The 25598-nt window shown below is 35.2% G+C and carries 35 protein-coding genes; 23 read left to right on the top strand and 12 right to left on the bottom strand.

The features are described from left to right. Positions 1-291, top strand: a 291-nt coding sequence (locus tag AB3X49_RS05880; RefSeq protein ID WP_367960961.1) for a stage II sporulation protein M, incomplete at its 5' end; no start/stop codon positions are given. Positions 292-440: 149 nt separating this feature from the next. On the opposite strand, the gene AB3X49_RS05875 is transcribed toward AB3X49_RS05880, so the two are convergent. Further along, positions 441-548: a YjcZ family sporulation protein gene (locus AB3X49_RS05875; protein WP_367960959.1), complete on the bottom strand. Its 108-nt coding sequence runs from the start codon at positions 546-548 to the stop codon at positions 441-443. Positions 549-813: 265 nt separating this feature from the next. Beyond that, complete coding sequence (locus tag AB3X49_RS05870) at positions 814-1284, bottom strand: hypothetical protein (protein ID WP_367960958.1); 471 nt, start codon at positions 1282-1284, stop codon at positions 814-816. Positions 1285-1488: 204 nt separating this feature from the next. Here AB3X49_RS05870 and AB3X49_RS05865 point away from each other — a divergent pair, with 204 nt between their 5' ends. Further along, positions 1489-1800 (top strand): YbjQ family protein, encoded by a 312-nt coding sequence (locus AB3X49_RS05865; RefSeq protein WP_000637510.1) that lies wholly within the window; start codon positions 1489-1491, stop codon positions 1798-1800. A 119-nt stretch (positions 1801-1919) separates the two neighbouring features. On the opposite strand, the gene AB3X49_RS05860 is transcribed toward AB3X49_RS05865, so the two are convergent. The 5 genes from AB3X49_RS05860 to AB3X49_RS05840 all read right to left on the bottom strand — a co-directional run bounded on the left by AB3X49_RS05860 (position 1920) and on the right by AB3X49_RS05840 (position 6226). Further along, positions 1920-3107 (bottom strand): MFS transporter, encoded by a 1188-nt coding sequence (locus AB3X49_RS05860; protein ID WP_367960965.1) that lies wholly within the window; start codon positions 3105-3107, stop codon positions 1920-1922. Between the two features lie 70 nt (positions 3108-3177). Continuing rightward, the gene (locus tag AB3X49_RS05855) at positions 3178-3858 is read right to left on the bottom strand and encodes a FadR/GntR family transcriptional regulator (protein WP_367960955.1); all 681 of its coding nucleotides are present in this window, start codon (positions 3856-3858) and stop codon (positions 3178-3180) included. Between the two features lie 302 nt (positions 3859-4160). Beyond that, positions 4161-4466 carry a hypothetical protein gene (locus AB3X49_RS05850; RefSeq protein WP_367960953.1) on the bottom strand — a complete coding sequence of 102 codons (306 nt, stop codon included), beginning with the start codon at positions 4464-4466 and terminating at the stop codon, positions 4161-4163. 117 nt (positions 4467-4583) lie between these two features. Continuing rightward, positions 4584-5576, bottom strand: a complete 993-nt coding sequence (locus AB3X49_RS05845; RefSeq protein WP_367960951.1) for a zinc-dependent alcohol dehydrogenase family protein — start codon at positions 5574-5576, stop codon at positions 4584-4586. A 464-nt stretch (positions 5577-6040) separates the two neighbouring features. After that, on the bottom strand, positions 6041-6226 hold the full coding sequence (locus AB3X49_RS05840) for a hypothetical protein (RefSeq protein ID WP_308212201.1): 186 nt from the start codon (positions 6224-6226) through the stop codon (positions 6041-6043). Positions 6227-6320: 94 nt separating this feature from the next. Here AB3X49_RS05840 and AB3X49_RS05835 point away from each other — a divergent pair, with 94 nt between their 5' ends. From AB3X49_RS05835 to AB3X49_RS05820, 4 genes are all read left to right on the top strand, one after another. Then, on the top strand, positions 6321-7538 hold the full coding sequence (locus AB3X49_RS05835) for a sensor histidine kinase (RefSeq protein ID WP_016093160.1): 1218 nt from the start codon (positions 6321-6323) through the stop codon (positions 7536-7538). Then, positions 7528-8172: a response regulator gene (locus AB3X49_RS05830; protein ID WP_367960948.1), complete on the top strand. Its 645-nt coding sequence runs from the start codon at positions 7528-7530 to the stop codon at positions 8170-8172. The genes AB3X49_RS05835 and AB3X49_RS05830 overlap by 11 nt, the downstream gene beginning before the upstream one ends. Positions 8173-8335: 163 nt before the next feature. Next, the gene (locus AB3X49_RS05825; RefSeq protein ID WP_113936624.1) at positions 8336-8770 is read left to right on the top strand and encodes a hypothetical protein; all 435 of its coding nucleotides are present in this window, start codon (positions 8336-8338) and stop codon (positions 8768-8770) included. A 122-nt stretch (positions 8771-8892) separates the two neighbouring features. Then, entirely contained in the window at positions 8893-9291 is a 399-nt protein-coding gene (locus AB3X49_RS05820) for a hypothetical protein (RefSeq protein WP_367960946.1), read from the top strand. 66 nt (positions 9292-9357) lie between these two features. Here the strand turns inward: AB3X49_RS05820 and AB3X49_RS05815 are convergent, their stop codons facing one another. Continuing rightward, complete coding sequence (locus AB3X49_RS05815) at positions 9358-9498, bottom strand: YflJ family protein (RefSeq protein ID WP_000273535.1); 141 nt, start codon at positions 9496-9498, stop codon at positions 9358-9360. 152 nt (positions 9499-9650) lie between these two features. On the opposite strand from AB3X49_RS05815, the gene AB3X49_RS05810 reads away from it, so the two are divergent. Then, positions 9651-10013, top strand: a complete 363-nt coding sequence (locus AB3X49_RS05810) for a hypothetical protein (protein ID WP_002064091.1) — start codon at positions 9651-9653, stop codon at positions 10011-10013. Positions 10014-10039: 26 nt separating this feature from the next. On the opposite strand, the gene AB3X49_RS05805 is transcribed toward AB3X49_RS05810, so the two are convergent. Further along, on the bottom strand, positions 10040-10225 hold the full coding sequence (locus AB3X49_RS05805) for a YhzD family protein (protein WP_000539550.1): 186 nt from the start codon (positions 10223-10225) through the stop codon (positions 10040-10042). A 352-nt stretch (positions 10226-10577) separates the two neighbouring features. Between AB3X49_RS05805 and AB3X49_RS05800 the strand changes: the two genes are divergently transcribed. Genes AB3X49_RS05800 through yhaM form a run of 3 tightly spaced genes read left to right on the top strand, consistent with a single transcriptional unit; the run spans position 10578 to position 15738 of the window. Beyond that, complete coding sequence (locus tag AB3X49_RS05800; RefSeq protein ID WP_367960944.1) at positions 10578-11819, top strand: metallophosphoesterase family protein; 1242 nt, start codon at positions 10578-10580, stop codon at positions 11817-11819. Further along, the gene (locus tag AB3X49_RS05795; protein WP_367960942.1) at positions 11816-14740 is read left to right on the top strand and encodes an ATP-binding protein; all 2925 of its coding nucleotides are present in this window, start codon (positions 11816-11818) and stop codon (positions 14738-14740) included. Before AB3X49_RS05800 ends, AB3X49_RS05795 begins: the two co-directional genes overlap by 4 nt. Positions 14741-14781: 41 nt before the next feature. Then, positions 14782-15738 (top strand): 3'-5' exoribonuclease YhaM, encoded by a 957-nt coding sequence (gene yhaM / locus AB3X49_RS05790; RefSeq protein ID WP_016101661.1) that lies wholly within the window; start codon positions 14782-14784, stop codon positions 15736-15738. Between the two features lie 19 nt (positions 15739-15757). Here the strand turns inward: yhaM and AB3X49_RS05785 are convergent, their stop codons facing one another. The 3 genes from AB3X49_RS05785 to AB3X49_RS05775 all read right to left on the bottom strand — a co-directional run bounded on the left by AB3X49_RS05785 (position 15758) and on the right by AB3X49_RS05775 (position 17848). Then, positions 15758-16915 carry a site-specific integrase gene (locus tag AB3X49_RS05785; RefSeq protein ID WP_367960940.1) on the bottom strand — a complete coding sequence of 386 codons (1158 nt, stop codon included), beginning with the start codon at positions 16913-16915 and terminating at the stop codon, positions 15758-15760. Positions 16916-16984: 69 nt separating this feature from the next. Continuing rightward, positions 16985-17410 (bottom strand): ImmA/IrrE family metallo-endopeptidase, encoded by a 426-nt coding sequence (locus tag AB3X49_RS05780; RefSeq protein ID WP_367960938.1) that lies wholly within the window; start codon positions 17408-17410, stop codon positions 16985-16987. Positions 17411-17425: 15 nt separating this feature from the next. Continuing rightward, on the bottom strand, positions 17426-17848 hold the full coding sequence (locus AB3X49_RS05775) for a helix-turn-helix domain-containing protein (RefSeq protein ID WP_367960936.1): 423 nt from the start codon (positions 17846-17848) through the stop codon (positions 17426-17428). Positions 17849-18117: 269 nt separating this feature from the next. Between AB3X49_RS05775 and AB3X49_RS05770 the strand changes: the two genes are divergently transcribed. The 13 genes from AB3X49_RS05770 (at position 18118) to AB3X49_RS05710 (ending at position 25528) form a co-directional block, all read left to right on the top strand. Then, entirely contained in the window at positions 18118-18303 is a 186-nt protein-coding gene (locus AB3X49_RS05770; protein ID WP_367960933.1) for a helix-turn-helix domain-containing protein, read from the top strand. Then, positions 18303-18575 (top strand): DUF771 domain-containing protein, encoded by a 273-nt coding sequence (locus AB3X49_RS05765; protein ID WP_367960931.1) that lies wholly within the window; start codon positions 18303-18305, stop codon positions 18573-18575. Before AB3X49_RS05770 ends, AB3X49_RS05765 begins: the two co-directional genes overlap by 1 nt. A gap of 146 nt (positions 18576-18721) precedes the next feature. After that, positions 18722-18865 (top strand): hypothetical protein, encoded by a 144-nt coding sequence (locus AB3X49_RS05760; RefSeq protein ID WP_367960929.1) that lies wholly within the window; start codon positions 18722-18724, stop codon positions 18863-18865. Positions 18866-18880: 15 nt separating this feature from the next. Further along, positions 18881-19609, top strand: a complete 729-nt coding sequence (locus AB3X49_RS05755) for a Rha family transcriptional regulator (RefSeq protein WP_367960927.1) — start codon at positions 18881-18883, stop codon at positions 19607-19609. Between the two features lie 13 nt (positions 19610-19622). Then, positions 19623-19964 carry a YqaI family protein gene (locus AB3X49_RS05750; protein ID WP_367960925.1) on the top strand — a complete coding sequence of 114 codons (342 nt, stop codon included), beginning with the start codon at positions 19623-19625 and terminating at the stop codon, positions 19962-19964. Between the two features lie 23 nt (positions 19965-19987). Then, positions 19988-20620, top strand: coding sequence for a sigma-70 family RNA polymerase sigma factor (locus AB3X49_RS05745; protein ID WP_367960923.1), 633 nt, complete (start codon positions 19988-19990; stop codon positions 20618-20620). A gap of 62 nt (positions 20621-20682) precedes the next feature. Next, positions 20683-21000, top strand: coding sequence for a hypothetical protein (locus tag AB3X49_RS05740; RefSeq protein WP_367960921.1), 318 nt, complete (start codon positions 20683-20685; stop codon positions 20998-21000). Continuing rightward, positions 20948-21148 carry a hypothetical protein gene (locus AB3X49_RS05735; RefSeq protein ID WP_367960919.1) on the top strand — a complete coding sequence of 67 codons (201 nt, stop codon included), beginning with the start codon at positions 20948-20950 and terminating at the stop codon, positions 21146-21148. The genes AB3X49_RS05740 and AB3X49_RS05735 overlap by 53 nt, the downstream gene beginning before the upstream one ends. A gap of 1 nt (position 21149) precedes the next feature. Next, on the top strand, positions 21150-21341 hold the full coding sequence (locus tag AB3X49_RS05730; RefSeq protein ID WP_367960963.1) for a hypothetical protein: 192 nt from the start codon (positions 21150-21152) through the stop codon (positions 21339-21341). Positions 21342-21346: 5 nt separating this feature from the next. Continuing rightward, the gene (locus AB3X49_RS05725; protein ID WP_367960917.1) at positions 21347-22048 is read left to right on the top strand and encodes an AAA family ATPase; all 702 of its coding nucleotides are present in this window, start codon (positions 21347-21349) and stop codon (positions 22046-22048) included. Further along, a complete protein-coding gene (locus AB3X49_RS05720) occupies positions 22048-22524 on the top strand; it encodes a DUF669 domain-containing protein (RefSeq protein WP_367960915.1) in 477 nt (158 codons plus the stop codon). Before AB3X49_RS05725 ends, AB3X49_RS05720 begins: the two co-directional genes overlap by 1 nt. Before the next feature lie 23 nt (positions 22525-22547). After that, entirely contained in the window at positions 22548-23081 is a 534-nt protein-coding gene (locus AB3X49_RS05715; RefSeq protein ID WP_367960912.1) for an NUMOD4 domain-containing protein, read from the top strand. Between the two features lie 71 nt (positions 23082-23152). After that, positions 23153-25528 carry a phage/plasmid primase, P4 family gene (locus AB3X49_RS05710; RefSeq protein ID WP_367960910.1) on the top strand — a complete coding sequence of 792 codons (2376 nt, stop codon included), beginning with the start codon at positions 23153-23155 and terminating at the stop codon, positions 25526-25528. Positions 25529-25598: the final 70 nt, after the last annotated feature.

Genomic DNA, 25598 nt, shown 5'->3' with positions numbered 1-25598 from the left:
GGATTACAAGCTGATTTTCAAAAAGGTTTTGGGATAATAATTTCTTCTATCCCTCATTACCTTTTTGAAATTTTCGCTTTTTGTTTATTTGCGGCCATTCTTTTTGAATTAAATAAATGTATTAGAATCAAATTAAAAAATTTATTCAAAAAGGATAAAGAAAGAATATCTCTTAGTAAAAAGATTTTAGAAGTAATAAAAATTTATGTTGTTTTAACTTTACCTATAATTATCATTGCTGCATTCTTAGAGACTTACATAGCTGATATTATACTTGATTTATTTCATTAACTTTATATGCTTGATGAAGATTAAGATTTACCTAAACATAATACAAACTGTACTTATAACTTCCAATAACGATAATTATGTAAATAAGCTGTCCATATGGGCAGCTTATTTTATTTTTTGTTTAGCACGGGGATTTTTTCAATAGTTTTTTAGCAGAAGCAAGCAGCTCCAACGATGATTAATAAAATAAACACTACAACTAATAAAGCAAATCCTCCAGCGAAGCCACAGCCGCCACAACTACCACCAAAGCCCATAACAGTTCCTTCTTTAGATAGGAGGGGGAAGACAAAGGTTCACTCATGTGTTTTAACGGATTCAATTTACTTTATGCATTTATGAATGGAGCAGGTCCTTTTGAAAATAAAGAAAAGACACCTTATAAGGTGTCTTCCTTCGATTTGAAACATTTTAAGTTTAATAATATACGGTCTCGCCACTGACCTATTAGGCTGGAATTTTATAGTGTTTCTGAACAAAATTTTTTGCTAAATTTGAATCCTTAAGTTGATGGGGATCCTTTTATGTTTTATCATTTTTAAAAAAATCCTTCATTATCTTAGCGCCTTTAATATTCACCGTCACAGCTTCTACTTTATCTTTCTTCTCATCTTTAGCAATCGTAATTTGTTCCTTATTATCAACCCACACAAGAAACTCTTCTTTTGAGTCATCTTTATATGTAACGGTTATAGTAGAATGCGCAGATTGTTTCTTTTTTTGATCTAGTGTGATTGTTTTCGGTGTTCCGTTTTGGACTGCTGAAGCGATTGATTGTATCATTTCCTCGTTATCTGTTTGAGATTTGGAACTAGTATTACTTGTTGCTCTAAGCATCTCAATGTTGGTAATGTCTGCAGAGTTTAATTGAATGGCATTTTTCGTATTTTCTTGCTTAGTTGCTGGAGTATTATTTGTAGTAGAAGTGCTTGTACAATCTATTAAAGTGAAAGATAGAACACTTAGAGCACATATGTAAGTGATTTTTTTCATTTTATCTCCTCCTCTAATTTAATTATAACAATATTCTGTTAACTTAGGTGGTTATTGTAAGGAAAAGGTAGAATAATATTTCATCCTTACAAAATTGTCACATTCATGTAAGGTAATTCAATAGATTAGATACTTTTTCCATGTCATAATAAAGACATAAGAAAGCTAATCAAAAAACTATAAGTTATTAGGAGCGTGTCAGTCATGATTGTAACAACAACGTCTGGAATCCAAGGTAAAGAAATTATTGAGTATATTGATATTGTAAATGGTGAAGCTATTATGGGTGCAAATATTGTTCGTGATTTATTTGCTTCAGTTCGTGATGTTGTCGGTGGCCGTGCTGGTTCTTATGAAAGCAAGCTAAAAGAAGCTCGTGATATCGCGATGGATGAAATGAAAGAACTTGCAAAACAAAAAGGTGCGAACGCTATCGTTGGTATTGACGTAGATTATGAAGTTGTTCGTGATGGAATGTTAATGGTTGCTGTAAGTGGTACAGCTGTACGTATATAATAGAATAAAAAACAGGCTCACCCCTCGAAGCTTATGCTTTGAGGGGATTTTTTTGTTTTCAAGTTGTAGAAGTAAAAAGAATGAGCATGATCCTTTAGGAAAAAGCCCATTCTTTTTATTTAAGCTATAAGATCTTTCGCTTCTACTTTCTTTTTGTTCATGACTAAAGTTAATAGGAATAAAATTAAGCTAAAAAGTGTCATTATAATAAAAACTTGCGTATAACCATCAGAATAGTCACGAGTGATTCCAGCTAGGACAGGAATGAATCCGCCCATAATGTATCCTCCTGACTGCATCATAGCAGTCCATGCACTCGCATCTTCTGAAGTTTTTGTTTCATATAGCGGTAGCATGAGAGCGAGTGGGAATACGCCGCCGAGCCCGATACCTAGTAAAATAGAAGGGGTCCATGGTGTAGTTAGTGGGTATATCATGAGTGATAAACCTACGAGTACGAAGCATATACTCCCTAATAACCAAAGTGCTCGGTTTTTATAAATATCGGCTAATGTTGGAATTAAAAAGCTGCATATCATTTGAACAACTGTAAATACAGTTATGAGAGTACCAGCTTGTTCGCTACTGACACCCATACTTTGATTTGCTGGCGCAAGCCAAGTAGTAATAGAATAAAAGATTCCTGATTGTAGTCCGAAAAAGATTGTGAACAACCATGCTTTTTTATTTCTTAAAGGTAAACTATTATTCTTTTTATCTTGTGTACTCGTATTCTTTTTTCGTTTCATAACCGGATACCAAAATATAATAGCGATAATAGTAAGTACACCCCAAAAAGCGAGTGCCATATTCCAATCGTCTTTTAATACATGTTGTAAAGGAATCGTTAATCCTGCACTTAAAGAAGCGCCAGTCCCCATACCTACTGAATATATTCCAATCATTAAGCCGATTTTCGTAGGGAATTTTTCTTTAATAAAACCTGATAGTAACGGACCTGCAAGTGCAATTCCAATGCCGATAAATAAAGAGCTCGCGAATAATGTGGAAATGGAAAAGGTAAAAGCCCTCATACATGTAGCAAAGCCAATTAAAATAAGACAAGCCATAATTGCTTTTTCTGCCCCATATTTTTTAATGACCTTCCCAGTCAGTAAGGCGAATGTCCCCATACAAAAAACAGGAATAGCTGTTAAAAAACTAACGGAAAAATTGCTTATATTTAAGTCTTGTCGGATTGTTTCTAATAAAGGTGAAATAGATGTAATTCCGATACGTAAATTAATGGAAACAAAAAATAGTGCTAGTATATACAAATAAGTTCGTCCTTGATGTTTCAATTTGATTTTCTCCTCTCTTAAACATCAGATGTTATTGAGTATATCATCTGATGTTTAAGTGTAATATATAAGGAGCTTATTTCAGCTCCAAATTTTGAACGGCGAATGTTCGTGCCTCTTCGGCATTTTGTTTTAAAATAGCTTGGAATAATTTTTCATGAATGTCAGAGTTATCTTCATAGTTCACTGTATTTAATATTAATTGGCTTAAAATGTGGCGAAGGGCAGGTACGAAAGATTGATACAAATCAAGTAGAACTTCGTTTTTGCTCGCCTTTGCAACTGCTAGATGAAACTGAATGTCTGCATCTATGTATGCTACATAATTTCCTTCTTGAAGGGCATTTTTTCTTTTATTCAAATGTCCTTTTAAGTATAAAAGATCCTCTTCGCTTCGGCGATGTGCCGCTAACATCGCTACTTCTTTATCTAACATATTTCTTGCTTCATACACATGATTAATATTAGCTGCTTGCAATCGTTTTTCAAATGAATCTTGTGTTGTATTTAGTGAGACAATACGAGTACCTTGTCCTTGTCGAACTTCTAAGATACCGGCATGTACTAATATCTTTATGCTTTCTCGCAGCGTCGAACGCCCTACACCTAACTCTTCCATTAATTGCGGCTCTGTAGGGAGGCGATCACCAACTTCATACTCGCCAGAAAAGATTTTTTCTTGTAGACGTTCCAACACTTCATCGACTAATTTCCGCCGAGAAACTTTTGAAAAAGATTTCTTTTCGTTTATATTCATCTGCTCATCTCCTGTTATATTCGCTTTTATGATAACCAATTTAAGTTCTGTTGACAATGTTATTTTTTAGGTAGTTGAAGTGGGAGGGGGTAACGTTGATGAATAAATGAAAGGCTAGTACATATTTTATCCCGCTATTTGTGGGCAGTAAGACTCCCACCTTAAAATGCGGCTGGAGCAAAGAAGTTAGGTGGAAGCCCTGCTGCCCGTAAACGCCCGATTGGTGCGGGCTGATTAAAGTTTCACTTTATATGACTCATATGTACTGGCCTCGCTTATTCCACAATTGTGTCTGTTTTTGATTATGAAAAATCGTTTCCTGTCTTGCTATAAATTTCATAGGCAAAAAATCCAAATAAATAGCCTATTCCAGCCCCTAAACCAACTGTAAACAGCGAATAACCCGGGAAAAATATGTCGACAATTATACCGATTAAACACCCTAAAAGCATTCCCATAGGTATTAAATTATCTAATAATTGTTGAGCACCTTTTGATTTTTTCTTACCTAATTTGCCTTGGTTATATTTATGTTCCATTCTTTTAATTACAAATACTACAATTCCTCCGACTATTACAACAGGCGCAATTACCGTAATTAACCACATGTTAGAATCTCCTTTCGCCTTTTAATAGAATTATACCAGATATTTACAATTATGTACTCCTAAATGTATTATCTAATCTATTTAAAAGGCCGATCAAAAAGACTTCTTCAATTGTATTTAATCACTCGTCAAAAACACTTTCCCCTTCGTTTTCTCAGCAGACTGCACAATATCAACCGCACTTTTCACATCCGCTAAGTCATACGTAGAATGTACAGTCATAAAATGTAATTGCTTATTTTCTACTAAGCGAATTAAGTGACGAAACGTTTCTTGCCATTTATATGGTGATACTTCTTTATTCCAATGTCGTAAATGAAATATATTCGCGTGCACTTTTGCTTTCGTGACAATCTCTGACCAGTTTACTTGTATACCTGATAGAAGGCCGATAGTTAAAAAGCACCCATTTGGACGTAAGGAGAAAGCTAATTCATTTCCATCCGGTCCCCCGATAGAATCAATCGCTGCATCTGCACCAAGCCCGTTTGTTAACTCCATAACTGTTTCATACAGCGGGGTAGTGGAAGTGTCTATTACATATTCAGCACCGAGCTGAAGTAATTCCTCAGTATGCTTATTGTTTCTAGTAACTGCAATTAATCGGAAGTTTAAATTTTTTGATAACTGAGCAAATAGATGACCAATAGCGGATCCACAAGCATTCACTAATAAAACGTCATCCCGTTTTAAGTTTAGAGTTTCTGTGCATGTGACCCACGCGGTAAGGGGATTAATATACATTTGTGCCGCTGTAAAATCATCAATGGAATCAGGGATAGGGACTACAAAATCAGCTGATGTTGTAACGAACTCTTGCCAAGTACCTTCTCCGCGTAATGGCAAAACACGTTTGCCGATAAGATCTCTAGTAACGCCCGTGCCTACATCTTCTACAATACCAACCCCTTCATAACCAGGGATGTTAGGTAAAGGGATTCTATGTGCATACGCTCCGGTTACGGGAATTAAGTCAGACGGATTAATCGGTCTAACTAACATACGAACTACAACTTCATTATCTTTTAATGGTTCTATATTTTTATATTCAACTTGTAATACATCTTTTGGGTTACCAAACTCATGAAATTGAATGTATTTTCCGTGCAAGATAAACGTTCCCCCTTAGTTTGATTGGGTTAATTATAGCATTTTCAGTTTAAATGATTATTTCATTAGCACTAAATAAAGAGGAACAGACAGTCTTCGTTTATACATTTGATAAAATCGTAGAAAACGGTATTGCTGTGTTTAAAAAATTTAATGAAAAATAGGCTCGACCCTTGGAGTTTATGCTTTGAGGGGATTTTTATTGTGCAAATTTCAAAAAGATACATGAATTATGTAGCATTGTATGGATTGTAAAATCGATTTCCTGAATACATAGTAATATAATAAAAAGACGCCCTTGTGAGCGCCTTTTTCCGACTTGAGATAGATGTATCATTATTGTTCTGTTAGGATACATAGCTCTCGTTTAAAGTTTACTCACACAAATGATCTGTGTATCAATTTGTTTTGATATACAGATCATTTGCATGATAATTCTTATAGATAATTGCTGAATGATAACCTTACATGAATGCTTTTAAAAGTTCTTGAACCAATGGAATTACTCCACCTACGAATTTTAAAACTGCCATTGCGATTTCCATATGATTGCCTCCTTTTTTTAATAGTAAGATGTAATGAATCTTTATATCATCATTATAGTAAGCGTTTACAAATACATCAATGCATTTCGATATGCAATATTTCATATTTGTATTCGGTAATGAGGATAAAGAGGAATCAGTAACCTATCAAAATATAAGTCGCATCTTGTATAGTATAATGTAATGGTGGAGGTCGGATATGAAAAAAATAAATTCAAATATAGATTTGGATACAAATGTATTGGAAGCGGTATTTATTCCAAGAAGGTTTATTGTTTTATGGATTACCCTCGTATATATAGCTTCAATGCTTTTAGAATTTCGTAATAATATTTTCTCTATGGATAGTTTCTTCTTTACAATAGTCATTGTTATTCATACTATTTTTCATTGGTATGCGAGTTCATTAAAGAATAGGCAATTATTGTACTTCTTTTTTGTACAACTCTTCATTGTGTTTCTCGCTGCATTTATTGTACCAAATGGTTCAATAGCTATTTTTGTTGGATTAACCCCTATTTTAATTGCCCAAAGTCTATATGTTTATAACAATATATTTAAAGTAATGGCAGTTTTTACTCTCATGTATGCCATATTTTGTACTGCAATCAGTATCAATTATGGTGTGAATAAAGTAGCTATTCTTATTTCTATGTTCCTTTTAGTATTAGCAATTATTATTCCTTTTTCTTATATTAATAAGCAGCAATTTGATGCACGTAATCGTATACAGAGCTATATTCAAGAGTTAGAGTCTGCATATATGAGAGTGGAAGAATTGACATTAGCTAATGAAAGGCAGCGTATGGCAAGAGATTTACATGATACGTTAGCGCAAGGTTTAGCAAGCTTAATTATGCAATTGGAAGCAATAGATGCCCATATGCAAAAAGGGAATACAGGACGATCTCAAGAGATTATGAAACAAACTATGGTAAGAGCGAGACAAACTTTACATGATGCAAGGTTGGTTATTGATGATTTGCGTCATACTACCAATTCATTTAATGAAGCAGTAGAGGAAGAGGTTCAACGTTTTTCTGAGGCTACTTCTATACATGTGAGATTTACTATTCAAAGCCCCCCGCATATTTCAAGCTTAGTAAAGGAGCACTGTTTATATGTAATTAGTGAATGTTTAACGAATATCGCAAAACATTCACAGGCAACAGATGTAAATTTAAAAGTTGAATATATCGATGACCTTGAAAAGCTTACTATTGAAGTTGAAGATAATGGAATTGGTTTTGACACTGGATATATCGGTAAGAATCCTGGACATTATGGTTTAATTGGCTTAAATGAGCGTGTTCGATTGATTAAGGGAGAAATACATATATTGAGTGAAAAGATGAAGGGTACGAAAGTGTATATTCAAGTGCCTATAAATAAAGAAGGAGATAGCCATGAAGCATAACGTATTAATTGTAGACGATCATTTCGTTGTGAGAGAGGGTCTGAAATTAATAATAGAAACGAGTGATTCATTTCAAATTATAGGTGAGGCTGCAAACGGAGAAGAAGCTCTTTCTTTCATAGAAAAAAAGAAACCTGATGTCATTTTAATGGATTTAAATATGCCTAAAATGAGTGGCTTAGAAACAATTGAGGCTTTAAATAAAAAACAAAATCATACGCCGATTATTATATTAACTACTTATAACGAAGATGAATTAATGTTAAAGGGAATTGAGTTAGGGGCAAAAGGATATTTGCTAAAAGATACGGATCGTGAGAATTTGTTTCGAACATTGGAAGCGGCTATTCGAGGTGAGATTTTACTACAACCAAATATTATGGAAAAGATAGTGAAGTATAAAAGGAAAGAAGTACATGCTGATAAGGTTGCAAAAAATAACTTAACGGTTAAAGAATTGTTTGTGCTGAAAGCTATTGCGCGCGGATATAAGAATAAAGAAATTGTATTTGATATGGGAATAGCTGAGCGAACGGTAAAAGCATATTTAACAAATATATACAATAAATTAGGTGTTAATTCACGGTCAGAAGCAGTAGCTGTATCTATTGAAAGGAAGTTAATTCATTTTTAAAACATTATATATGCCCAATCGTACATTATAGGCTTGCCCTTTTGTACGATTTTTTTATTTCTTTCTCATGTTATGCTTCAGAAAGTATGAGAGATTTAAGAACAATCTAATTGCATTACAATTATAGACGTTTCTAATGTAGGAAAGGAAGAAGAATAATTAAATGGAAACTTTGCTTTTAATTCCTGTATTAATTTTCTTTATTTGGCTGCAAAGCAAACAAAGAAAATTAAACTGGATAGATATTATAACTTTTCTCATGATGATAGGGATTATTACTTATATGGCGCCGCAACCAATGACTAGGGATTTACAAGCAGAGTTACTGGCAGTTACGCTTATTTCTTTCGCTATTGGTGTTTGGCAAGGTGGGGGAATTACAGTCTGTTATGAGGATGAAATTTTATATATTACAAATGGAAAACAGTATTTCATTTCATGGATTCTCTTAATAATTGGTAACATAATTATTATTAATATATTTGAAGGTGGATTTACATTTAATGGACCGTGGTTTCTTTTGTGTAGTGTTGTCATTACATCTGGGGTGAAAACCAGTATTCTATGTGTTCTGTACAAATTAACAGTGCGAAATTGAATGGAAAATCAAAGCTGTTTTCTTTTATCCCAACATAAAACGTATTGCTGTAGGCTCATTAAAAGACTGTAGTTGATAAAAAATGAGAAGGAAGTATTGGAAGAATGGGGGCGTTAACGTAGATGTTTCTACCTATTACTATATTTGATAGGTTTAGTTGGCTGGGGAATGTTGCTTTCTCTTCAGAAAAGACTAGCGGGAATCGAGCACTTTCGAGGGCAGAAGAAAGCAATGTTAATTTGTGTGAAAATAAATGTAGAGATTCAGTTAATAATATTCATCAAAAAATAAATGTGGATGCTTTGGACTATAGTAATAATCGTATATTGGGCCGTGCAGAACCTCATTCAACAATTGTCATAACAAGTAGTGATATGTATGTTGGAAGCGGACGGGTTAATAAGTGTGGAGAATTTAAAATATATACAAATGATTATCTGGAAGAGTATTTGGTACTAGAGATTCAGTTGATAATGGGCGGTTTCTATCAAGGAAGTATAACGGTAAAGTTAAAAAGTTAAGGTATGATGATTTCCTTTTTATTTAGTAAATAAAAAGGAAGCAACCGTAGTCGCTTCCTACATCTATTAAGCCGAAGCTTTCTTCATTCTCTCAAGTAAACTAGATAAAATATGTGTACGATAAGATTCTAGTTTTTTACCTTCGTAAGTACGAATCCCTAATTTTTTAAGTTCTTTTACATACCAACCTTTGCTTCCGAAATACATGTGATCGCTCCCCTTCAACTTTGTTTATTTGTCCTGATTGTACTTGGAGGTACGGGTAATATAATGAAGGAAATGAATTTCGCGCGAAAATGGTTAACTTTGTTGCAAAAGACATATATACTAAGGGTAGTATATAACGAGGTGGGCAAGACGTGATTATAGAGAAGCACGAAATTCAAATTGACCAAATTACGAGCGGTAAAGTGAATATCTTTACTTTCTATAGAAATAGAAAGCAAGTTGATGATCATTTTTTACGATTGCAAGAACCATCGCTTACAGCAAACTACTTCTTCCATTTTCATTTTGATGCAGAGAGCTTGCATCTTCTGCAGGAAGAGTTTCCAGGCGTATATCCGTACGACCGTAGTGACACGATTCACGACTGGACGGAAAAGATGAAAGCGGAATTGCAACATCAGATCCAAACAGGTAAATGGAATAAACGCGTACGTATCGGTAATCGCATTCTAGATGTGGTGTTTACGTGGTGTGACGAAGATATAGTAGAGTGAAAAAGAAGCGGATGACGCTTCTTTTTTTAGCGCTGGAATAAAACGAGCTTACCTGCAGAAGATGTGCAGCGATGTGTTTTTTCATGCAATCCTTTTTCTTGTAAAATAGATTCACCTTTTGCTTTCGCTTCTTTTTCAGTTGCTGCCTCGAATGATTCGTCTAATGCTTTTGAACCATCTTTTTCAAAGACTGTTAGAACGTATACTCCCATGAAAATTCCCTCCAATAATAAAAATCAGAATCTTATAACTATTTTGGCATAAATCACTAGAATATGCAAAGAAATATATGACATTGCGTGTTACAATAAAGTGAAACTTTAACTAGTGGGGAGTCTTTTCATCCCCACTAGTTATTAGTTGAACCAATCGGGTATTTATGGGCAGTTTACTTTCAGATTGGCTTCTTTGCCTACTGCCCGTTAATACGGGGTAAAGTGAAACTTTAATCAGTGGGGGATTTTTTATTTCCTGCTTATTACTAGTTTTCGCCAATTGAGCATTTATTGTTTGTGTTCATGCGGATAAGATGAAACTTTTGAACTATAGAAAGGATCGTTATTTGTGAAACAAGTGAAGTTTATACATGCGGCTGATTTACATTTGGATAGTCCGTTTAAAGGGATGGAGATGAATGTTGCGCAGTCTGTTTGGGAGAGAATGAAGCAGAGTACGTTTGAATCGTTCGAGCGTATTGTTGATAAAGCGATTCAAGAGCGCGTTGATTTCGTATTACTAGCCGGGGATTTGTATGATGCGGAGACGAGAAGTTTGAGAGCGCAAGTGTTTGTGCGTGAGCAAATGAAGAGACTTTCGCAGTACGATATTCCCGTTTTTATTATTCACGGTAACCACGATCATTTAGGGGGAAGCTGGGCAGCAATTGAGTTTCCGGAAAATGTTCATGTGTTTACTGAGCCTTATGTAGAAGAGAAATCATTTTATAAAAATGGTGAGCTTGTAGCTTCTATTTACGGATTTAGTTATTTGCAGCAGGCGGTAACGGATAATATGACAGTGCAGTATACGAAAATGAGTGATGCGCCTTTTCATATTGGAATGCTTCACGGAAGTGTGGAAGGGGATGCAGAACATAATCGTTATGCACCGTTTCAAATTCGTGAGCTGAAGGAAAAGCAGTTTGATTATTGGGCTCTTGGCCATATACATAAACGTGAAATTTTATCAGAAGAGCCATACATTATTTATCCAGGTAATATACAAGGGCGTCATCGTAAGGAGACCGGCGAGAAAGGTGCATATCTTATTGAACTCACGAAACAAGGATCGCATTGTTCGTTTTTCCATACGGCGGATGTTGTGTGGGATGAGATTGAAGTTAGTATCGATGGACTTGAAACTGTTGATGATCTTATGACGAGCGCATCAACTGCGATGAATGAATGCAGAAGAGAAGAGGAAGGCACGCTTTTAACTGTCGTATTTACAGGACAGGGGCCACTTTCTCCTTATTTGCGTGAAGACAAGCGCGTGGAAGAGATTTTTCATATTTTAGCAGCTGGCGAAGAGCGAAAAGACTTTGTGTATGCGATGAAGTGGAAAAATGAGACGGTTTCTTTTGCGGAAATTGAACGTTTGAAAGAAGAAAATCATTTCGTCGGTAGTGTGCTGAAAGAGTTAGAAGCTTTCACAAATATGGATGGAGTATTGCCCACGATTTGGACATCTCCTGTAGCACGTAATAGTATTGAAGCTTTTACGGAAGAAGAGAAGAAAGAGATTCAAAAGGAAGCGGAAAATATTATTTTAGAGCAATTATTCCAGCAAGAGAGGGATAAAAAATGAGAATTGAAAAACTCCATATTTATGGCTATGGAAAACTAGAAAATGTGGAAATGGATCTGTCAATGCTGACGGTTCTGTACGGTGAAAATGAAGCGGGGAAATCGACAATTCGCTCGTTTATGAAAAGTATTTTATTCGGTTTTCCAACGAGAGGACAACGCCGTTATGAACCGAAAGAAGGCGGAAAGTACGGCGGAGCGATGACTGTTCGAACAGAGAAGTACGGCCGTTTGAAAATTGAAAGATTGCCAAAGACGGCAGTTGGTGAGGTGACCGTTTATTTTGAGGACGGGAAAACTGGCAGCGAAGCTATTTTAAACGATATATTAAGCGGTGTGAATGAAAGCTTATTTGATTCTGTTTTTTCATTTGATATGCATGGTCTTCAAAATATTCATCAGCTCGGCGAAGCGGATATCGGCAATTATTTATTTTCGGCCAGCGCAGTCGGGAGTGATGCGTTATTGCAGTTAGATAAAAAATTAGAAAAAGAAATGAATCAGCGTTTTAAGCCGAGTGGTCGTAATCCTGAAATTAACGTGTCACTGCAAGAGATGAAGAAAATTGAGGAAAAGATGAAAGAGTGGCAAGGGAAAATTGGCACGTATGAAAAACAGGTCGAGCAGTTAAAAGAAAGTGAAGAGAAACTTGCTTCTGTTCGTGCGGAAAAAGAGTCAGCCGAAAGACGAAAGCAAGACTATGAAATATTAGCGGCGCTTGAGCCTCTCGTTATTGAAAAGAGTGCGCACGAGAAAGTGTTGAAAAGCGAGAACGGGCAGTTTCCTGTAAACGGAATGGCGCGCTATGAGGCGGTAAAGGCAAAGATAGAACCGCTCCAAGTACAAGTAGATTCACTTCAAAAAAAGATAGAAACAGTGCAATCAGAAATTGATTCCACAGAAATAGATGAAGCATTTTTACAAAAAGAAAGTTATGTAGAAGAACTTCGTATGCAGCATATGTCTTATGAAAATGCACGCCAAGAAATGCGTGATATGACGGGAAGTATTGCGAATATAAAAGAAGAAATCGCAGAATTACAGCAACAAATTGGCGCTACTTTTGAACAAGAGACTGTTCTTTCATTTGATATAAGTTTAGCGACGAAAGAATTAATTACACAAACGGTGCAAAAAGCGAGAGAGTTAGAAACGCAAAAAACGCAGCTTGATGAACGTTTCAAAACGGCTCAGGAGCAATTAGAAGAGCAAGAAGAAAATATAAGACAAATAAGTCAGCAAATGTTAGCTGATGAAGAACGAAATACGTTAGTTGAGAAAGAAAAATCATTTCAAGATGCGGCGTTTATCGGTATGGGCGCAGAGAGAATGAAGCGTAAGTATGAGGAAAAAACAGGGGCGGCTATGCAAAAGAAAAAACAGTGGCAAAGAATTTGTCTTCTTTTACTTCTTATTAACACGCTTGTTTTATTCACGAGTCTATTTATAGATAACCGCGTGCTGTTATTTATTAGTGTGATTGTTTTTGTAGGGATTGTTTTAGCACTCGTTTTATATAAAGATCCTTCGGGTGGATTACAAGAAGAGCTTCTTACTCTTCAGCAAAGTGCTGGCGGGCGTCAAAGTGAAGAGGCGATGTCCGTTCGTTATCAGTTAGAAAAGGATGAAGAGATTCGAAAGTTATTTGAGCGAGAGTCTTATAAATTACAACAAATGGAACGTGCTTATGATAAAGTCGTTTCATCTTATGAAGAATGGGAGAGAGAAACTTTCCAAATAGGAGAACAAGTAGATGCGTATAAAACGCGCTATATGTTCCCTGAATTTTTTACATATGCGCACATGTTGCCAGCGTTTGAGCGTATTGAAAAAATGCAGCAATTATATCGTGATTTAGAGAAGCAAAGTAAGCGGAAATCTTCATTGTATGAAATGATTTCGCACTTTGAGCATAAACTAGAAACTGTTATCGGTAGTAAAGAGTATAGTAATTTGCATGAGGCGCAAAGTCGTATGCAAAATGAAAAAGAGAAGCGCCAAACTTGTAAGCAGCTGAAAGAGAAGCTGGCGGAATGGCAAGAAGAATATGAGTTCATGCAAGAGCAATTAAAACAACTACTAGTAGAGCGAGATGGGTTATGGCATATCGCAGAATCTACAGATGAAGAGATGTTTTTAGAAGCAGGAAAATTGGCAGAGAAACGTGAAGACGCGGATAAGCAAGTGGGGCGTTTATTACCTCAAATTGATTTGTTAGAACAGCGCTTAACGAGTTTGTCATTAGCTGAGCATTATGAGGCTGACGGTTATGATGAAAAATTAAAGCAAGAAATCACAGCCGCGCAAAGCTGTCTGGCGCAAGAGAAAGAACTGACAGAGCGTATTGCGAAGCATCGAATAGAAATTGCGAATTTAGAAGAAGGCAGTACGTATGGTGATTTACTACATGAGTGGGAAATGAAAAAAGCGCAAGTGCGTGAACAAGTGAAGAAGTGGGCTGCATATGCGGCCGCAAAGACAGTATTAACGAAAACGAAGCAATATTATCATGAAGTGCATTTGCCGCGTATTTTACAAAAATCCGAAGAGTATTTCGTGTATTTAACAGGCGGGAGATATAGTAAAATATTCTCACCGTCAGAAGCGGAACCTTTCATTGTCGAACGTAACGATGGTATGCGTTTTTACAGTCATGAACTAAGCCAAGCGACAGCGGAGCAGTTATATTTATCATTGCGATTCGCGCTAGCGAAAACGTTTGAGCATGATTATCCATTTATTATTGATGATAGCTTCGTACATTTTGACGCGGTAAGGACGAATCGAACGATTGAACTTATAAAGGAAATTGCGAAAGATAGACAAGTTATCTTCTTTACGTGCCATGCGCATTTATTAACGTATTTTACAGAAAATGAGATTATAAAATTAACACATAAGCGTAAAGAAAACGAGTTGTAGTATGCTATACTAAAAGTAACTGATTTGGTGGAGGAATTCGAATGAAAAAGAAAATTGTAGAATATGAAGTTGGTGAACAAGTCGATGTTTTCTTGTTAATTAAAACAGCGACAAAAGGTCTCGCAAGCAATGGCAAGCCGTTTTTAACAGTAATCTTACAAGATCCAAGTGGAGATATTGAAGCAAAGCTATGGGACGTATCGCCAGAAGTTGAGAAACAATATGTAGCGGAAACAATCGTTAAAGTAGCTGGAGATATTCTAAACTATAAAGGACGTATTCAATTACGTGTGAAACAAATTCGTGTTGCGAATGAGAATGAAGTAACAGACATCTCAGACTTTGTAGAAAAAGCTCCAATAAAAAAAGAAGATATGGTTGAGAAAATTACGCAATACATATTTGAAATGAGAAACCCGAACATACAGCGTCTAACAAGACATTTGTTAAATAAGCATCAAAACGAATTTTTAGAATATCCAGCAGCGACAAAGAACCATCACGAGTTCGTATCTGGACTAGCTTATCATGTTGTATCAATGTTAGATTTAGCGAAAGCTATATCAGCTCTATACCCATCGTTAGATAAAGACTTACTATATGCGGGCGTTATTTTACACGACCTTGGTAAAGTATTCGAACTATCTGGCCCAATTTCTACAACGTATACGTTAGAAGGAAATTTACTAGGCCACATCTCTATCATGGTGAACGAAATTGGTAAAGCAGCAGATGAACTGCAAATCGATGCAGAAGAAGTATTAATCCTTCAGCACATCGTCCTTTCCCATCATGGAAAAGCAGAATGGGGTAGCCCAAAACCACCATTAGTGAAAGAAGCAGAAATTCTGCACTACATCGATAACTTAGATGCAAAAATGAACATGATGGACCGCGCATTAGGACGCACAAAACCAGGCGAATACACTGAGCGTGTCTTTGCACTTGATAATCGTTCGTTCTATAAACCTAAGTTTGAAACCTATCGTGACAAGTGACTTTAGCGTATCTTTAAAGTTACTTGCCCACAATTTGCCCACGAGATTTTAAAAACTCGTCATATTGGTTTACGGCAGTTTCTTCTATAGATTTTGTTATGTGAAGATAAACATTTGCAGTCATGTCTATAGAGGAATGCCCTAAACGTTCTGAAACATATTTAAGGTTTGCCCCACTTTGTAATAAGTGAACGGCATGTGTATGTCTAAATCCATGTAAGGTAATGTATTTAAAGTTTCCTTTCTTACAAGCCTGCTGTAAGAACTTTAGGGTTGATGGGTGTAGCATACAAGAATTATCTTCATGTGTAAATACAAAATTATACTCTTTATAGTATTTACAGTTCTTTAAAGTGTTTTTATTTTGCTCTATTTTCATTTTTCTTAAATGAGATATTGTAGAAGGATCTAAAGAGATATTTCGTTTGCTGCTTCTATTTTTAGGTGGGCCGAATAAAATGTTTTCATTTCTTTTGGTAGAGATTAAGGTTTTGTTAATGAATAGCTTTTGTTCTTCAAAATTAATATCTTCCCATTGAAGAGCTAAGCATTCACCGATACGGAGACCTGTGCGAGATAGAAACATGAATAAAGAATAGTATTTAAAACCTCCTTTCTCATTAAGGATGTAAGTTAAGAATTGATGGAGTTCATCTATATCGTAGCATTTTATATCATCATCTTTTGAGGTAACACGAGTTGTTCTTAATTTAATTTTGGTAGTAGGGTTTTTTTCTAAAATTCCAAGTTCATTAACAGCTGTATCTAACGCATGGTGCATTGTGACATTAATTGTTTCTACCGTTTTTTTACTGTACTTTTCTAGTAGGTTATTTATAAATTTTTGATATTTGATTCTTGTTAAATCTTTTAACTTTAATTCTCCGAACTCAGGTAAGATGTGAAGCCTAATGTTTTTTTCATAGACCATGTAAGTTCTTGGGGCTACATTTCCTTTCTTGAAGACATTTAACCATTCGTAAAGGTATTCATTGAAAGTTATTTTACCGTCCTGTATATTGCCCCCATTCACTAATTTTTCTTCTACTTTAGCAGCAGCTAATTGAGCTTCTTTTTTTGTTTTAAATCCACCTTTGGAGGTTTCTTTGTATTTCCCCATTTCTTTATATCTAATCCGATATTCCCATTTATCGTTACGTTTTCTAAAACTAGCCACTTTAATCACTCCATTCTATTTTTTAAAAGAATGTTCGTCCTGTTACGGTGTAAAAATATATAGTGAGTTTCAAATGAATCTTTCCATTTGTTTAGGTATTCCGTAATGCTGTAATAATTCTTGTTTGGTTTGTATGTAGTAATCATGATGACTTTCATCAATAAGAAATCTGGTTGCAAAATAATTTGCTTCAGCTTCTATACGAATTTCAGAACAAAGAGATACCAAAGATAGTTTAGGCGTATTTTCGTTTGGGTGAAAGATGGCATGACCTAATTCGTGAAAACAAGTAAAAATTTGGTTTTGATATGAAAGTCGCTCATTAATATGTATGAAAGGGAGACGAGATACTTTGTGGTAGTATCCAAAAATATCTCCCAAGTCTTCTGTAATGACAACAATACCTTTTTCTTCAGCGATAAGGAACGGATCTCTGGTGTTGTATCGTTTAACTAGTTCGTCTATTTTTGAATTAATTTGCTGCTTTGAAACCAATTAGATCCACTCCAGTCACTCTTCGTTTCTATATTTTTTAGGTGTGAATTTCTTTTTAGCCATTTCTTTTCCTAATCGCAGAGAGTTTTCTAGGGAAATTATCAGCAGGCGTTTTGTCTCTTCTGACATCGGCTCAGAGTCTTTAGAGAATGCAAGAGCATCGGCTTTACTCATATCTTCTATTAATTCTTCTAATTTCTTTTGGATATCTTTTTCATCTTTTTCAGTAAGTTCCCAGTATTTCTTTTCAGTTCTTCCTAACAGGTAGTCAGTTGAAACATGAAAGTATTGAGCTATAGTTTCTATTCTATCAATTGATGGCTTCTGTGTTTTTAACTTATACAAAGTATTAGGACTAAAACCTAATCTTCTTTCTAACTCAGCCATTGATAGTCCTTGATTAGAAGCTAATTCTTTAACCTTTTCGAATAGAGTCATTTGTTTCCACCTATCTTAAAGTCAGAACAATTTCTATCCTAAAAGTTAAATTAAAATGTTGACTCCTAACTTTCAGGATAGTATCATATGTTCATGAGCTACTTATTTAGCTTTCGAAACACTACTAAATAAAGCCGTTATACCACGTTCCCCAACGCAAAAGGCTAACCTTGTAGGTTTATTTAGCTATGTCTTAATTCTAACCTTTGGGATAGATCATGTCAATGGAAAGGTAAAAAATTAGCTAAAAAAATAGAGGTGGTGAGAGCATGGACAATGTGTTCGGAAAAAGAGTTAAAACATGGTTACTCATTAATGATATGAAACAAAAGGATTTGGCGAAAATGTTAGATATTTCAAACCCTTATCTATCCGATATTCTTTTAGGGAAGAGGAAAGGAAAGAAAGTAAGAGAAAAAATCATGAAAATTTTAGAAATAAAGGAGGCTTCATAATGACAGCAACGGTGCAAGTCATCATTGATGATAGTTATGTACAAAAAGAAGTTGCTCGCCAAGTAAATGAGAGCATGGTGGACATGGGGATTGGTACTTGGTGGGATATGAAAAGACTCCAATATGAAACAAGCCGAAGTTATGATTGGTTAATGGAGTACGTAGTCTGTGATCCACGTGTGCAAGCATTGGCAAAACAGAAAAATAATCGGTGGTTATTTAAAGCAAAAGAAATGAAAGAATTTCTTAATGAATTTTATGATGAATTATAAGAAGGATCAAGAAATTTAGCTGAAAAGGGTGATATGACTTCATCATAATGTATAAATAAAAGGTTATATTTTTGTTAAAGATGTCGAAAAATGCGGTAAATATCTGTAAAAAAATGGTGGATTTTAGTGAGAGGAGGTGAAGAGACATGAATATTGTATTATCCGCAAGCAAATTAATGAAAACATCTGAAGTAAGAAAAGAATGTGCTGAAATACGTCAGCAATTCGCACTTATGTTTGTGATTGAATTAGAAGTAAAACAGCAGTTGCGTGAAATGAATTGTAAATAATGAAGGGGTGAGAATATGGAAGAATTAACAATAGTAACGGATCAATTAACTTTATCAAGTCCAGAAGTGGCTGAAATGGTAGGAAAGAAACACTTTCATTTAATGCGTGATATTGCAGGGTATAAAGAAGTGCTAGAGGAAAATCCAAAATTGGATAGTCATCAATTTTTTATGGAAAGTACATATGTGAATGCCCAAAATAAAATACAACCTTGTTATCAAGTCACGAAAAAAGGTTGCGAACTGATTGCTCATAAAATGACGGGTCAGAAAGGGATTTTATTTTCAGTTACATACATAGAGAGATTCCACGAGATGGAAGAGCGCATTCAGAAACAACAAATCTCTACAGACCCAATGAGTATTCTAAAACTTACATTCGAGGCCTTAGAGGGACAGGGGCAAGAAATCCAGTACATTAAGAATGATGTGAAGGATTTGCGGGAAAACGTGCCGTTATTTACGGTTGAGTGTGAAGAGATTTCTCGTGTTGTGAAACGAAATGGTGTGACTCTGTTGGGTGGTAAACATGCGAATGCGTATCGAGATCGTGGATTAAGGGGGAAAGTGTATCGTGATATGTATAACCAGCTATACCGTGAATTTGGAGTAAGTGGTCACAAGGCAATCAAACGGTGTCACTTAGCATTCGCGTTGAAAATTATTAAAGCATACGAATTACCCATCGTGTTAAGTGAAGAAATTGATTTTATAAACTTACAAATGAATTTTGAAGAAATGTAGGGAGATGAGTGAATTGAAAGAAGTAACATTGGTTTTTAAATCAGGTGCTACAGCAAGTTTTACAGCTAATGAATTTAAAACATTTAAAAATGGTTTTGGTGCATTAGCAAAAATTGAATGGAACACAACAGGGTTAAACAAACATCTACTTCATTTAAGTAATTGCAATGTTGATGCAATATTTGTGGAAGATAGTGCTGAAAAACAAGACAATCATCCAGTTGAAGATGTGTTTGGGGAAGAAGTTAAAACGGATGATGTTTATTACAAGTTCGGTGAAAAAATCGTACTTGAGCATAACTTGAAATCATACTTGATTGAGCAACAAAATGTTGAATGCTTTCAAGCTCAATAAAAAAGAAAGGGGAATTAAGACTGTTGGTAAATGATTTGTTTGAAGAAAAACAACATCTGGTGTTTGCCGCAATAAAGCAACATTTTGGAAGTTATCTACATGCGGCGAGAGTTGCTGAAATTAACAACATGGAATTAGATGATTTAATACAAGTCGGCCGTATCACTTTATGGGAATTGTGTCTGAAATATGATCAGAAAAAAGAAGAAACTTTTAATGAATATGCTGTTAGGCATATGAAATGGCGGATGAGTGATGAAATACAAGTAAAAGGTAGTTTGATAAAGATGGGCACACATGTAAAGCGAGCACAACGAGATGCCTTCAAGATTCTCTCTATTGACTTACATCATGATGAAGAAGTGGAGAATGATTTTTTTGCAGTATCTTCAGTAAATGTGGAAGAAGAAGTTATCAACTCGATTGAGTTTAATAAAACACTGGAAGTGTTAAACAGGAAAGAAAAATTTATTCTAATACAAAAATTATTGGGATTCACTGATGGTGATATTGCCAAAAAGCTTGGTATTTGCAGACCAACGCTTACTCAAATGAAAAATGATGCTTTTTTCAAAGTTAATCCTAATTATAAACATGTTAGAAAGGGATTAGCAGAGTTTAAAATAAAAAACCACCTGCGCCAACAGGTGATTTAGAAAAACAAAATTCACAGTCATTATAGCATGAATTGATTTTAAGTAAAGGAGGGTACATATCAATGAGCATGAAAGAAGTTGTTAAAGCTGTACAAGCTATTCGAGAAGCACGAAATGAACATGGCATTCTCAGTGTTCGTGGAAAAGAGGTCCACCTTAGTAATGAAGTTCTAGAATCGTTGCTAGATGAATCTAAGGTTAAACCGTTAATACTGAAACGTGAATCCAAGGATTTTCCTTATGAAGTGTCGTTTATCAGTGACAGTGTAATCTATTTCTCTCTTTACACTCAAGAAAGAATGGAAGAGAAAATTGGAGGGATACCAAATGGTCGAAAATTCAATGGTGATCGGGAACCATCAGGAATCCTCATTAAATAACGTTATGGATTATTGTCAAAGCTGTGGTAAGGAAATCTATTTTGGTGAAGAGTACCGAGATATGGATGGTGATTACATACACGATGAAACAGATTGCATCAAACAATATGTAGAGACTCATTTCACAAAGAAAGTAGCTGGTGAGTAAATTGAACGCTGGAATTGAAGAACTAGAAAAGTCGTTATCTGTGGAGCGAAGAAGATTGGGTGATTATCAACGGGATCTAGAAAGGTTAATAGAAAAGAAACCAATCGTTGAAAAAAATATTCAAGACACTGAAAGAAAAATTCAAGACCTCGAAGTTTCTATTTTTGTTCTAAAAAGCATGGCGAAAGGGTGAATCAATTGGAAATCATAAATGCTTCTAACGTTACAACAGATAACTCAACGTATTTGATTTATGGTAATCCTGGAATGCGTAAAACATCTACAGCAAATTATTTAGAAGGTAAGACACTTTATATTCCAATCGACAAAACACAAGCTCCATTATCAGGTAATCCGAACATTGATATTGTTCAATTTGATACTTATGAAGCTTGGACGAATTGGAATACACTCATGAAAGATTTATCCACAGCTGACTTATCAAAATACGATGCGATTTTTTTCGATAATATTTCAGAATTAACTAGATCTATGCTTGCAAACTTAGGTAGAGAAGGTAATAACAATCGTGTTCCTTCACAAGCAAATTATCAACAAATTGATTTTTTCATAATAGATAGTGTTCGATTTATCCAAACGTTAGGAAAGCGTGTTGTGTTTACAGCATGGGAAATCACTGACAAATGGGAATTGCCTAGTGGTCAATCTGTTAATCGTGCTTATCCTGATATTCGAATCAAGATTTTAAACAACTTTATGGGACTATGCCAAGTGGTTGCAAAATCATTTATCAACGAAGAAACAAAAAATTATGGGTTTATTCTAGAGCCTTCGCCTTACATCTTTGCAAAGAATCAACTGGATAATCGTAAGGCTTGTGCTCATGAAGATATTTTTAAAATTGGTTATGTACCAGAAAAACAAGGGGGAAATAAATAATGTCATTCTTTAAATTTGATGAAACAAACGTAAATACAGGTTTTGAATTAGTTGCAGAAGGTAAATATGAAGCAGTCGTTACAAATGCTGTAGCAGGTAAAACGCAAAACGGTAAAGATAAATTAACAGTAGATTTTGAGATTCGCAGTGATGTACCGCAAAATCACCAAGGGGCAAAAATACTTTATAACATGTTTATGTTCGAACATGAGGTTTCAGTAAGAATCGTTAACTCATTATTAAAAGCATGTGGATTTGGAAATAATCATGTTTTCACGTCAGCAGACGATATGGCAAGACAACTTATTAATAAGAATTTAAAAATTACTGTAAAACATGAAGAATACGAAAAAGAAGTTGATGGTCAAAAACAAAAACGTACTGCTGCAAAAGCAAAATATTATGATGTATCGGATGTAAATCCAGTCACTTCAGGTGCTCCAGTCGTTGTGGGTGATGATTCGCTCCCGTTCTAAGTTAAATTAACGAGGTGATATTGATGGAATGGAAAGATATACCTAGTTATGAAGGGATATATCAAGCGAGTACGACAGGTGAAATTCGCTCGGTGGATGGAAAGAAAACACATTCAGTACGTCATGGCACAAGAATTTGGAAAGGAAGAGTTTTAAAGCAAAAAGTTTCTAAGGATAACTCATGTAGAGTCATCTTATGGAAGAATAAAAAAGAAAAGACGTGGTTAGTCCATAGACTAGTTGCTCTAACTTTCATTCCAAAACCTGAAGGTAAAGATTACATCAATCATATAGATGGAAGTCGATTGAATAACGATGTTTCTAATATTGAGTGGTGTGATCATACAGAAAATAACAACCATGCTTTTGATAATGATTTAATGACTTGTAATCAAAAAGTGATATTGGTTAATAAAAATACAAGTGAACCACTTTTGTTTAGAAGTCTTTCTAAAGCGAGTCTATTCCTTGGTCATACAAAAGGTTATCTCTCAAGGGAAGTAAAAAAAGGACATTCTGAAATAAAAGGTTATGAAGTATTTTTGAAGGCAAATTAAAAACTAAATAGAGAGGTTGGTTTTAACCGACTTCTCTTTTTTATACCCTAAAAGGCTAATCGGAGGGCGAAATGAAAGAGAATCCATACAATTTTAATGAAATTCCTGCCGAATTAAAGGACCTTCCTCAATGGATCTTGTGGAAGTTTGAAACACGAAATGGTAAGCAGACAAAAGTTCCATGCCAAGTAACTGGTGAGATGGCACAGGCAAATAACAGGCGTACTTGGTCAACATTTGCAACGGCAGTCAAATTCTATTTAGAGGGTGACTATGACGGTATAGGCTTTGTATTTAGCAGACAGGATAACTACATAGGAATTGATATTGATAAGTGTGTTGTGGACGGAAAAACAAATGCCTTCTCAACTGAAATTATCGATACGTTAGACAGCTATACAGAATTCTCTCCATCTATGAAAGGCATCCACATCATCATCAAGGGTAGCCTTCCACAATCAGTGTTAGGTACTGGACGTAAAAATACAAAACATGGTTTAGAAATTTACTCATACGGTCGATTCTTTACCTTCACTGGAAATCGTGAAAATTCTAATGATGTATATGATCGTACTGATGAACTGGCTGAAGTATTCGAACAGTATTTTGATGATAGTGACATTCAAGGTCGTGTGAATTTAGCGGAATTTGAAAAAGATGAAATCAAAATTTCAAACGATGCTTTATGGGACAGAATGTTTCGCAGTAAGAATGGTGATGAAATTCGTTCATTATACAATGGCAGCTTAGTTAATGAGGACCATTCAGCAAGTGACCTTGCTTTATGTAATCATTTAGCATTTTGGACAGGGAAATCAGCAACTCGAATGGATTCAATGTTCCGTGAAACTAGCTTAATGCGTGATAAATGGGACGTTATCCATTTTAGCGATACAAACGAAACATATGGTGAAAGAACAATAGGAAAAGCTATTTCATCTACCTCCACAACTATCTTAGATAACAAACAGCAATTCGAAGAATTTTCTTTTGATCTTCACAATGGTGAAGACAATGAAGACGAAGCAAGACCAACAGATCGAAAATTCATGCTCACTGAAATGGGAAATGCGGAACGAATTGTAGCAGAATATGGACACGTTATTCGTTTTGTAAATGGCTCTGGTTGGTACACATGGGACGGAAAGCGTTGGAAAGAAGATAGAAGTAGGAAGGTCGAACGTATCACTTCAAAAACTCTTAGGAAGTTACTAAAAAGTGAAGATGAGCGTGAAGTTAAATGGGGAAGACAATGCGAAAAACGTGCAATTCGCATGAATAGTATCAAGGATATGATTCCGCTTGTACCTGCTCAACGAGAAGATTTCGATACTCACCAATATTTATTAAATGTAGAAAACGGTGTGATTGATTTAAAAACAGGTGAATTATCACTACATGATCGTGACTTAATGCTTACTAAAATAGTGAATATCGAATACAAAAAAGGCGAAGATTTTCCGAACTGGAAGGCGTTTTTGGAAAGTATTTTCAAAGATGCGGAAGGAAATACAGATTACGAATTAATCCGTTTTCTGCAAAAGGCAATTGGTTATTCCTTAACAAGTGATATATCAGAGCAAGTCATGTTCTTTTTGTATGGCGGTGGTCGAAATGGGAAATCGACGTTTATTAATACCATAAAAAATGTACTAGGTGATTACGCAAAACAAACAAATAGCGATACGTTTATTAAAAAGAAACATGATTCGGGAGTTAATAATGATATCGCACGTTTAGCAGGCGCGCGATTTGTATCAGCTGTTGAGAGTGAAGAGGGGCAACAATTATCAGAAGCGTTAGTCAAACAAATTACGGGCGGAGAACCAATTAGTGCACGTTTTCTTCGCCAAGAATTTTTTGAATTTACACCAGCGTTCAAAGTATTTTTTACAACGAATCATAAACCGATTATTAAGGGAATGGATGAAGGGATATGGCGTAGGGTTCGGATGATTCCGTTTACTGTGACCATACCCAAAGACCAAGTAGATCGTAAGCTTCCTGAAAAGTTGTCAATAGAGATGTCAGGCATATTAAATTGGGCAATTGAAGGATGTTTAAAATGGCAAAGAGAGGGTTTAGGGGAGCCGAAGGCTATTCAAGATGCGACAAGCCATTACAAAGAAGAAATGGATATTATGGAACCGTTTTTATTAGATAAGTGTTTTTTGCATCCACAGGCGAAGATGGAGGCGAAAGAGCTGTATAACGAATATTCTCGTTGGTGTAATGAGGAAGGGGAGATTATTTTAAGAAATCGAACATTTTATAGATTGTTAGAGAACAAAAATATTATTAAAAAACGTGGAGCTAAGAATAAAGTGTTTTTGCACGGTGTTGGTTTACAAAAAGAAAATTACAAATATATACAGAAGAGGGTTAATGATTTAGTAACCGAAAATGAGAAGAAAAATAGTTTGGTAACCCATTTTAAATTGACCTGAAATTCAGTCATATCAAGGGTTTAGAGAGTTGCTTTTTCTGTTAGGTTACTATTGGTTATTTATTATATAT

The sequence above is a fragment of the Bacillus sp. C30 genome (genome assembly GCF_040838255.1).
Taxonomy (GTDB): domain Bacteria; phylum Bacillota; class Bacilli; order Bacillales; family Bacillaceae_G; genus Bacillus_A; species Bacillus_A mycoides.
This window is presented reverse-complemented; position numbering and strand designations above follow the sequence as displayed.

What these genes read in the sequence shown, in the direction of transcription:
- AB3X49_RS05875 (WP_367960959.1), bottom strand. Translation starts at nt 548, where the DNA reads ATGGGCTTTGGTGGTAGTTGTGGCGGCTGTGGCTTCGCTGGAGGATTT.
- AB3X49_RS05870 (WP_367960958.1), bottom strand. Translation starts at nt 1,284, where the DNA reads ATGAAAAAAATCACTTACATATGTGCTCTAAGTGTTCTATCTTTCACT.
- AB3X49_RS05865 (WP_000637510.1), top strand. Translation starts at nt 1,489, where the DNA reads ATGATTGTAACAACAACGTCTGGAATCCAAGGTAAAGAAATTATTGAG.
- AB3X49_RS05855 (WP_367960955.1), bottom strand. Translation starts at nt 3,858, where the DNA reads ATGAATATAAACGAAAAGAAATCTTTTTCAAAAGTTTCTCGGCGGAAA.
- AB3X49_RS05850 (WP_367960953.1), bottom strand. Translation starts at nt 4,466, where the DNA reads ATGTGGTTAATTACGGTAATTGCGCCTGTTGTAATAGTCGGAGGAATT.
- AB3X49_RS05840 (WP_308212201.1), bottom strand. Translation starts at nt 6,226, where the DNA reads ATGAAATATTGCATATCGAAATGCATTGATGTATTTGTAAACGCTTAC.
- AB3X49_RS05835 (WP_016093160.1), top strand. Translation starts at nt 6,321, where the DNA reads ATGAAAAAAATAAATTCAAATATAGATTTGGATACAAATGTATTGGAA.
- AB3X49_RS05830 (WP_367960948.1), top strand. Translation starts at nt 7,528, where the DNA reads ATGAAGCATAACGTATTAATTGTAGACGATCATTTCGTTGTGAGAGAG.
- AB3X49_RS05825 (WP_113936624.1), top strand. Translation starts at nt 8,336, where the DNA reads ATGGAAACTTTGCTTTTAATTCCTGTATTAATTTTCTTTATTTGGCTG.
- AB3X49_RS05820 (WP_367960946.1), top strand. Translation starts at nt 8,893, where the DNA reads ATGTTTCTACCTATTACTATATTTGATAGGTTTAGTTGGCTGGGGAAT.
- AB3X49_RS05815 (WP_000273535.1), bottom strand. Translation starts at nt 9,498, where the DNA reads ATGTATTTCGGAAGCAAAGGTTGGTATGTAAAAGAACTTAAAAAATTA.
- AB3X49_RS05805 (WP_000539550.1), bottom strand. Translation starts at nt 10,225, where the DNA reads ATGGGAGTATACGTTCTAACAGTCTTTGAAAAAGATGGTTCAAAAGCA.
- AB3X49_RS05795 (WP_367960942.1), top strand. Translation starts at nt 11,816, where the DNA reads ATGAGAATTGAAAAACTCCATATTTATGGCTATGGAAAACTAGAAAAT.
- yhaM (WP_016101661.1), top strand. Translation starts at nt 14,782, where the DNA reads ATGAAAAAGAAAATTGTAGAATATGAAGTTGGTGAACAAGTCGATGTT.
- AB3X49_RS05775 (WP_367960936.1), bottom strand. Translation starts at nt 17,848, where the DNA reads ATGACTCTATTCGAAAAGGTTAAAGAATTAGCTTCTAATCAAGGACTA.
- AB3X49_RS05770 (WP_367960933.1), top strand. Translation starts at nt 18,118, where the DNA reads ATGGACAATGTGTTCGGAAAAAGAGTTAAAACATGGTTACTCATTAAT.
- AB3X49_RS05765 (WP_367960931.1), top strand. Translation starts at nt 18,303, where the DNA reads ATGACAGCAACGGTGCAAGTCATCATTGATGATAGTTATGTACAAAAA.
- AB3X49_RS05760 (WP_367960929.1), top strand. Translation starts at nt 18,722, where the DNA reads ATGAATATTGTATTATCCGCAAGCAAATTAATGAAAACATCTGAAGTA.
- AB3X49_RS05755 (WP_367960927.1), top strand. Translation starts at nt 18,881, where the DNA reads ATGGAAGAATTAACAATAGTAACGGATCAATTAACTTTATCAAGTCCA.
- AB3X49_RS05740 (WP_367960921.1), top strand. Translation starts at nt 20,683, where the DNA reads ATGAGCATGAAAGAAGTTGTTAAAGCTGTACAAGCTATTCGAGAAGCA.
- AB3X49_RS05735 (WP_367960919.1), top strand. Translation starts at nt 20,948, where the DNA reads ATGGTCGAAAATTCAATGGTGATCGGGAACCATCAGGAATCCTCATTA.
- AB3X49_RS05720 (WP_367960915.1), top strand. Translation starts at nt 22,048, where the DNA reads ATGTCATTCTTTAAATTTGATGAAACAAACGTAAATACAGGTTTTGAA.
- AB3X49_RS05715 (WP_367960912.1), top strand. Translation starts at nt 22,548, where the DNA reads ATGGAATGGAAAGATATACCTAGTTATGAAGGGATATATCAAGCGAGT.
- AB3X49_RS05710 (WP_367960910.1), top strand. Translation starts at nt 23,153, where the DNA reads ATGAAAGAGAATCCATACAATTTTAATGAAATTCCTGCCGAATTAAAG.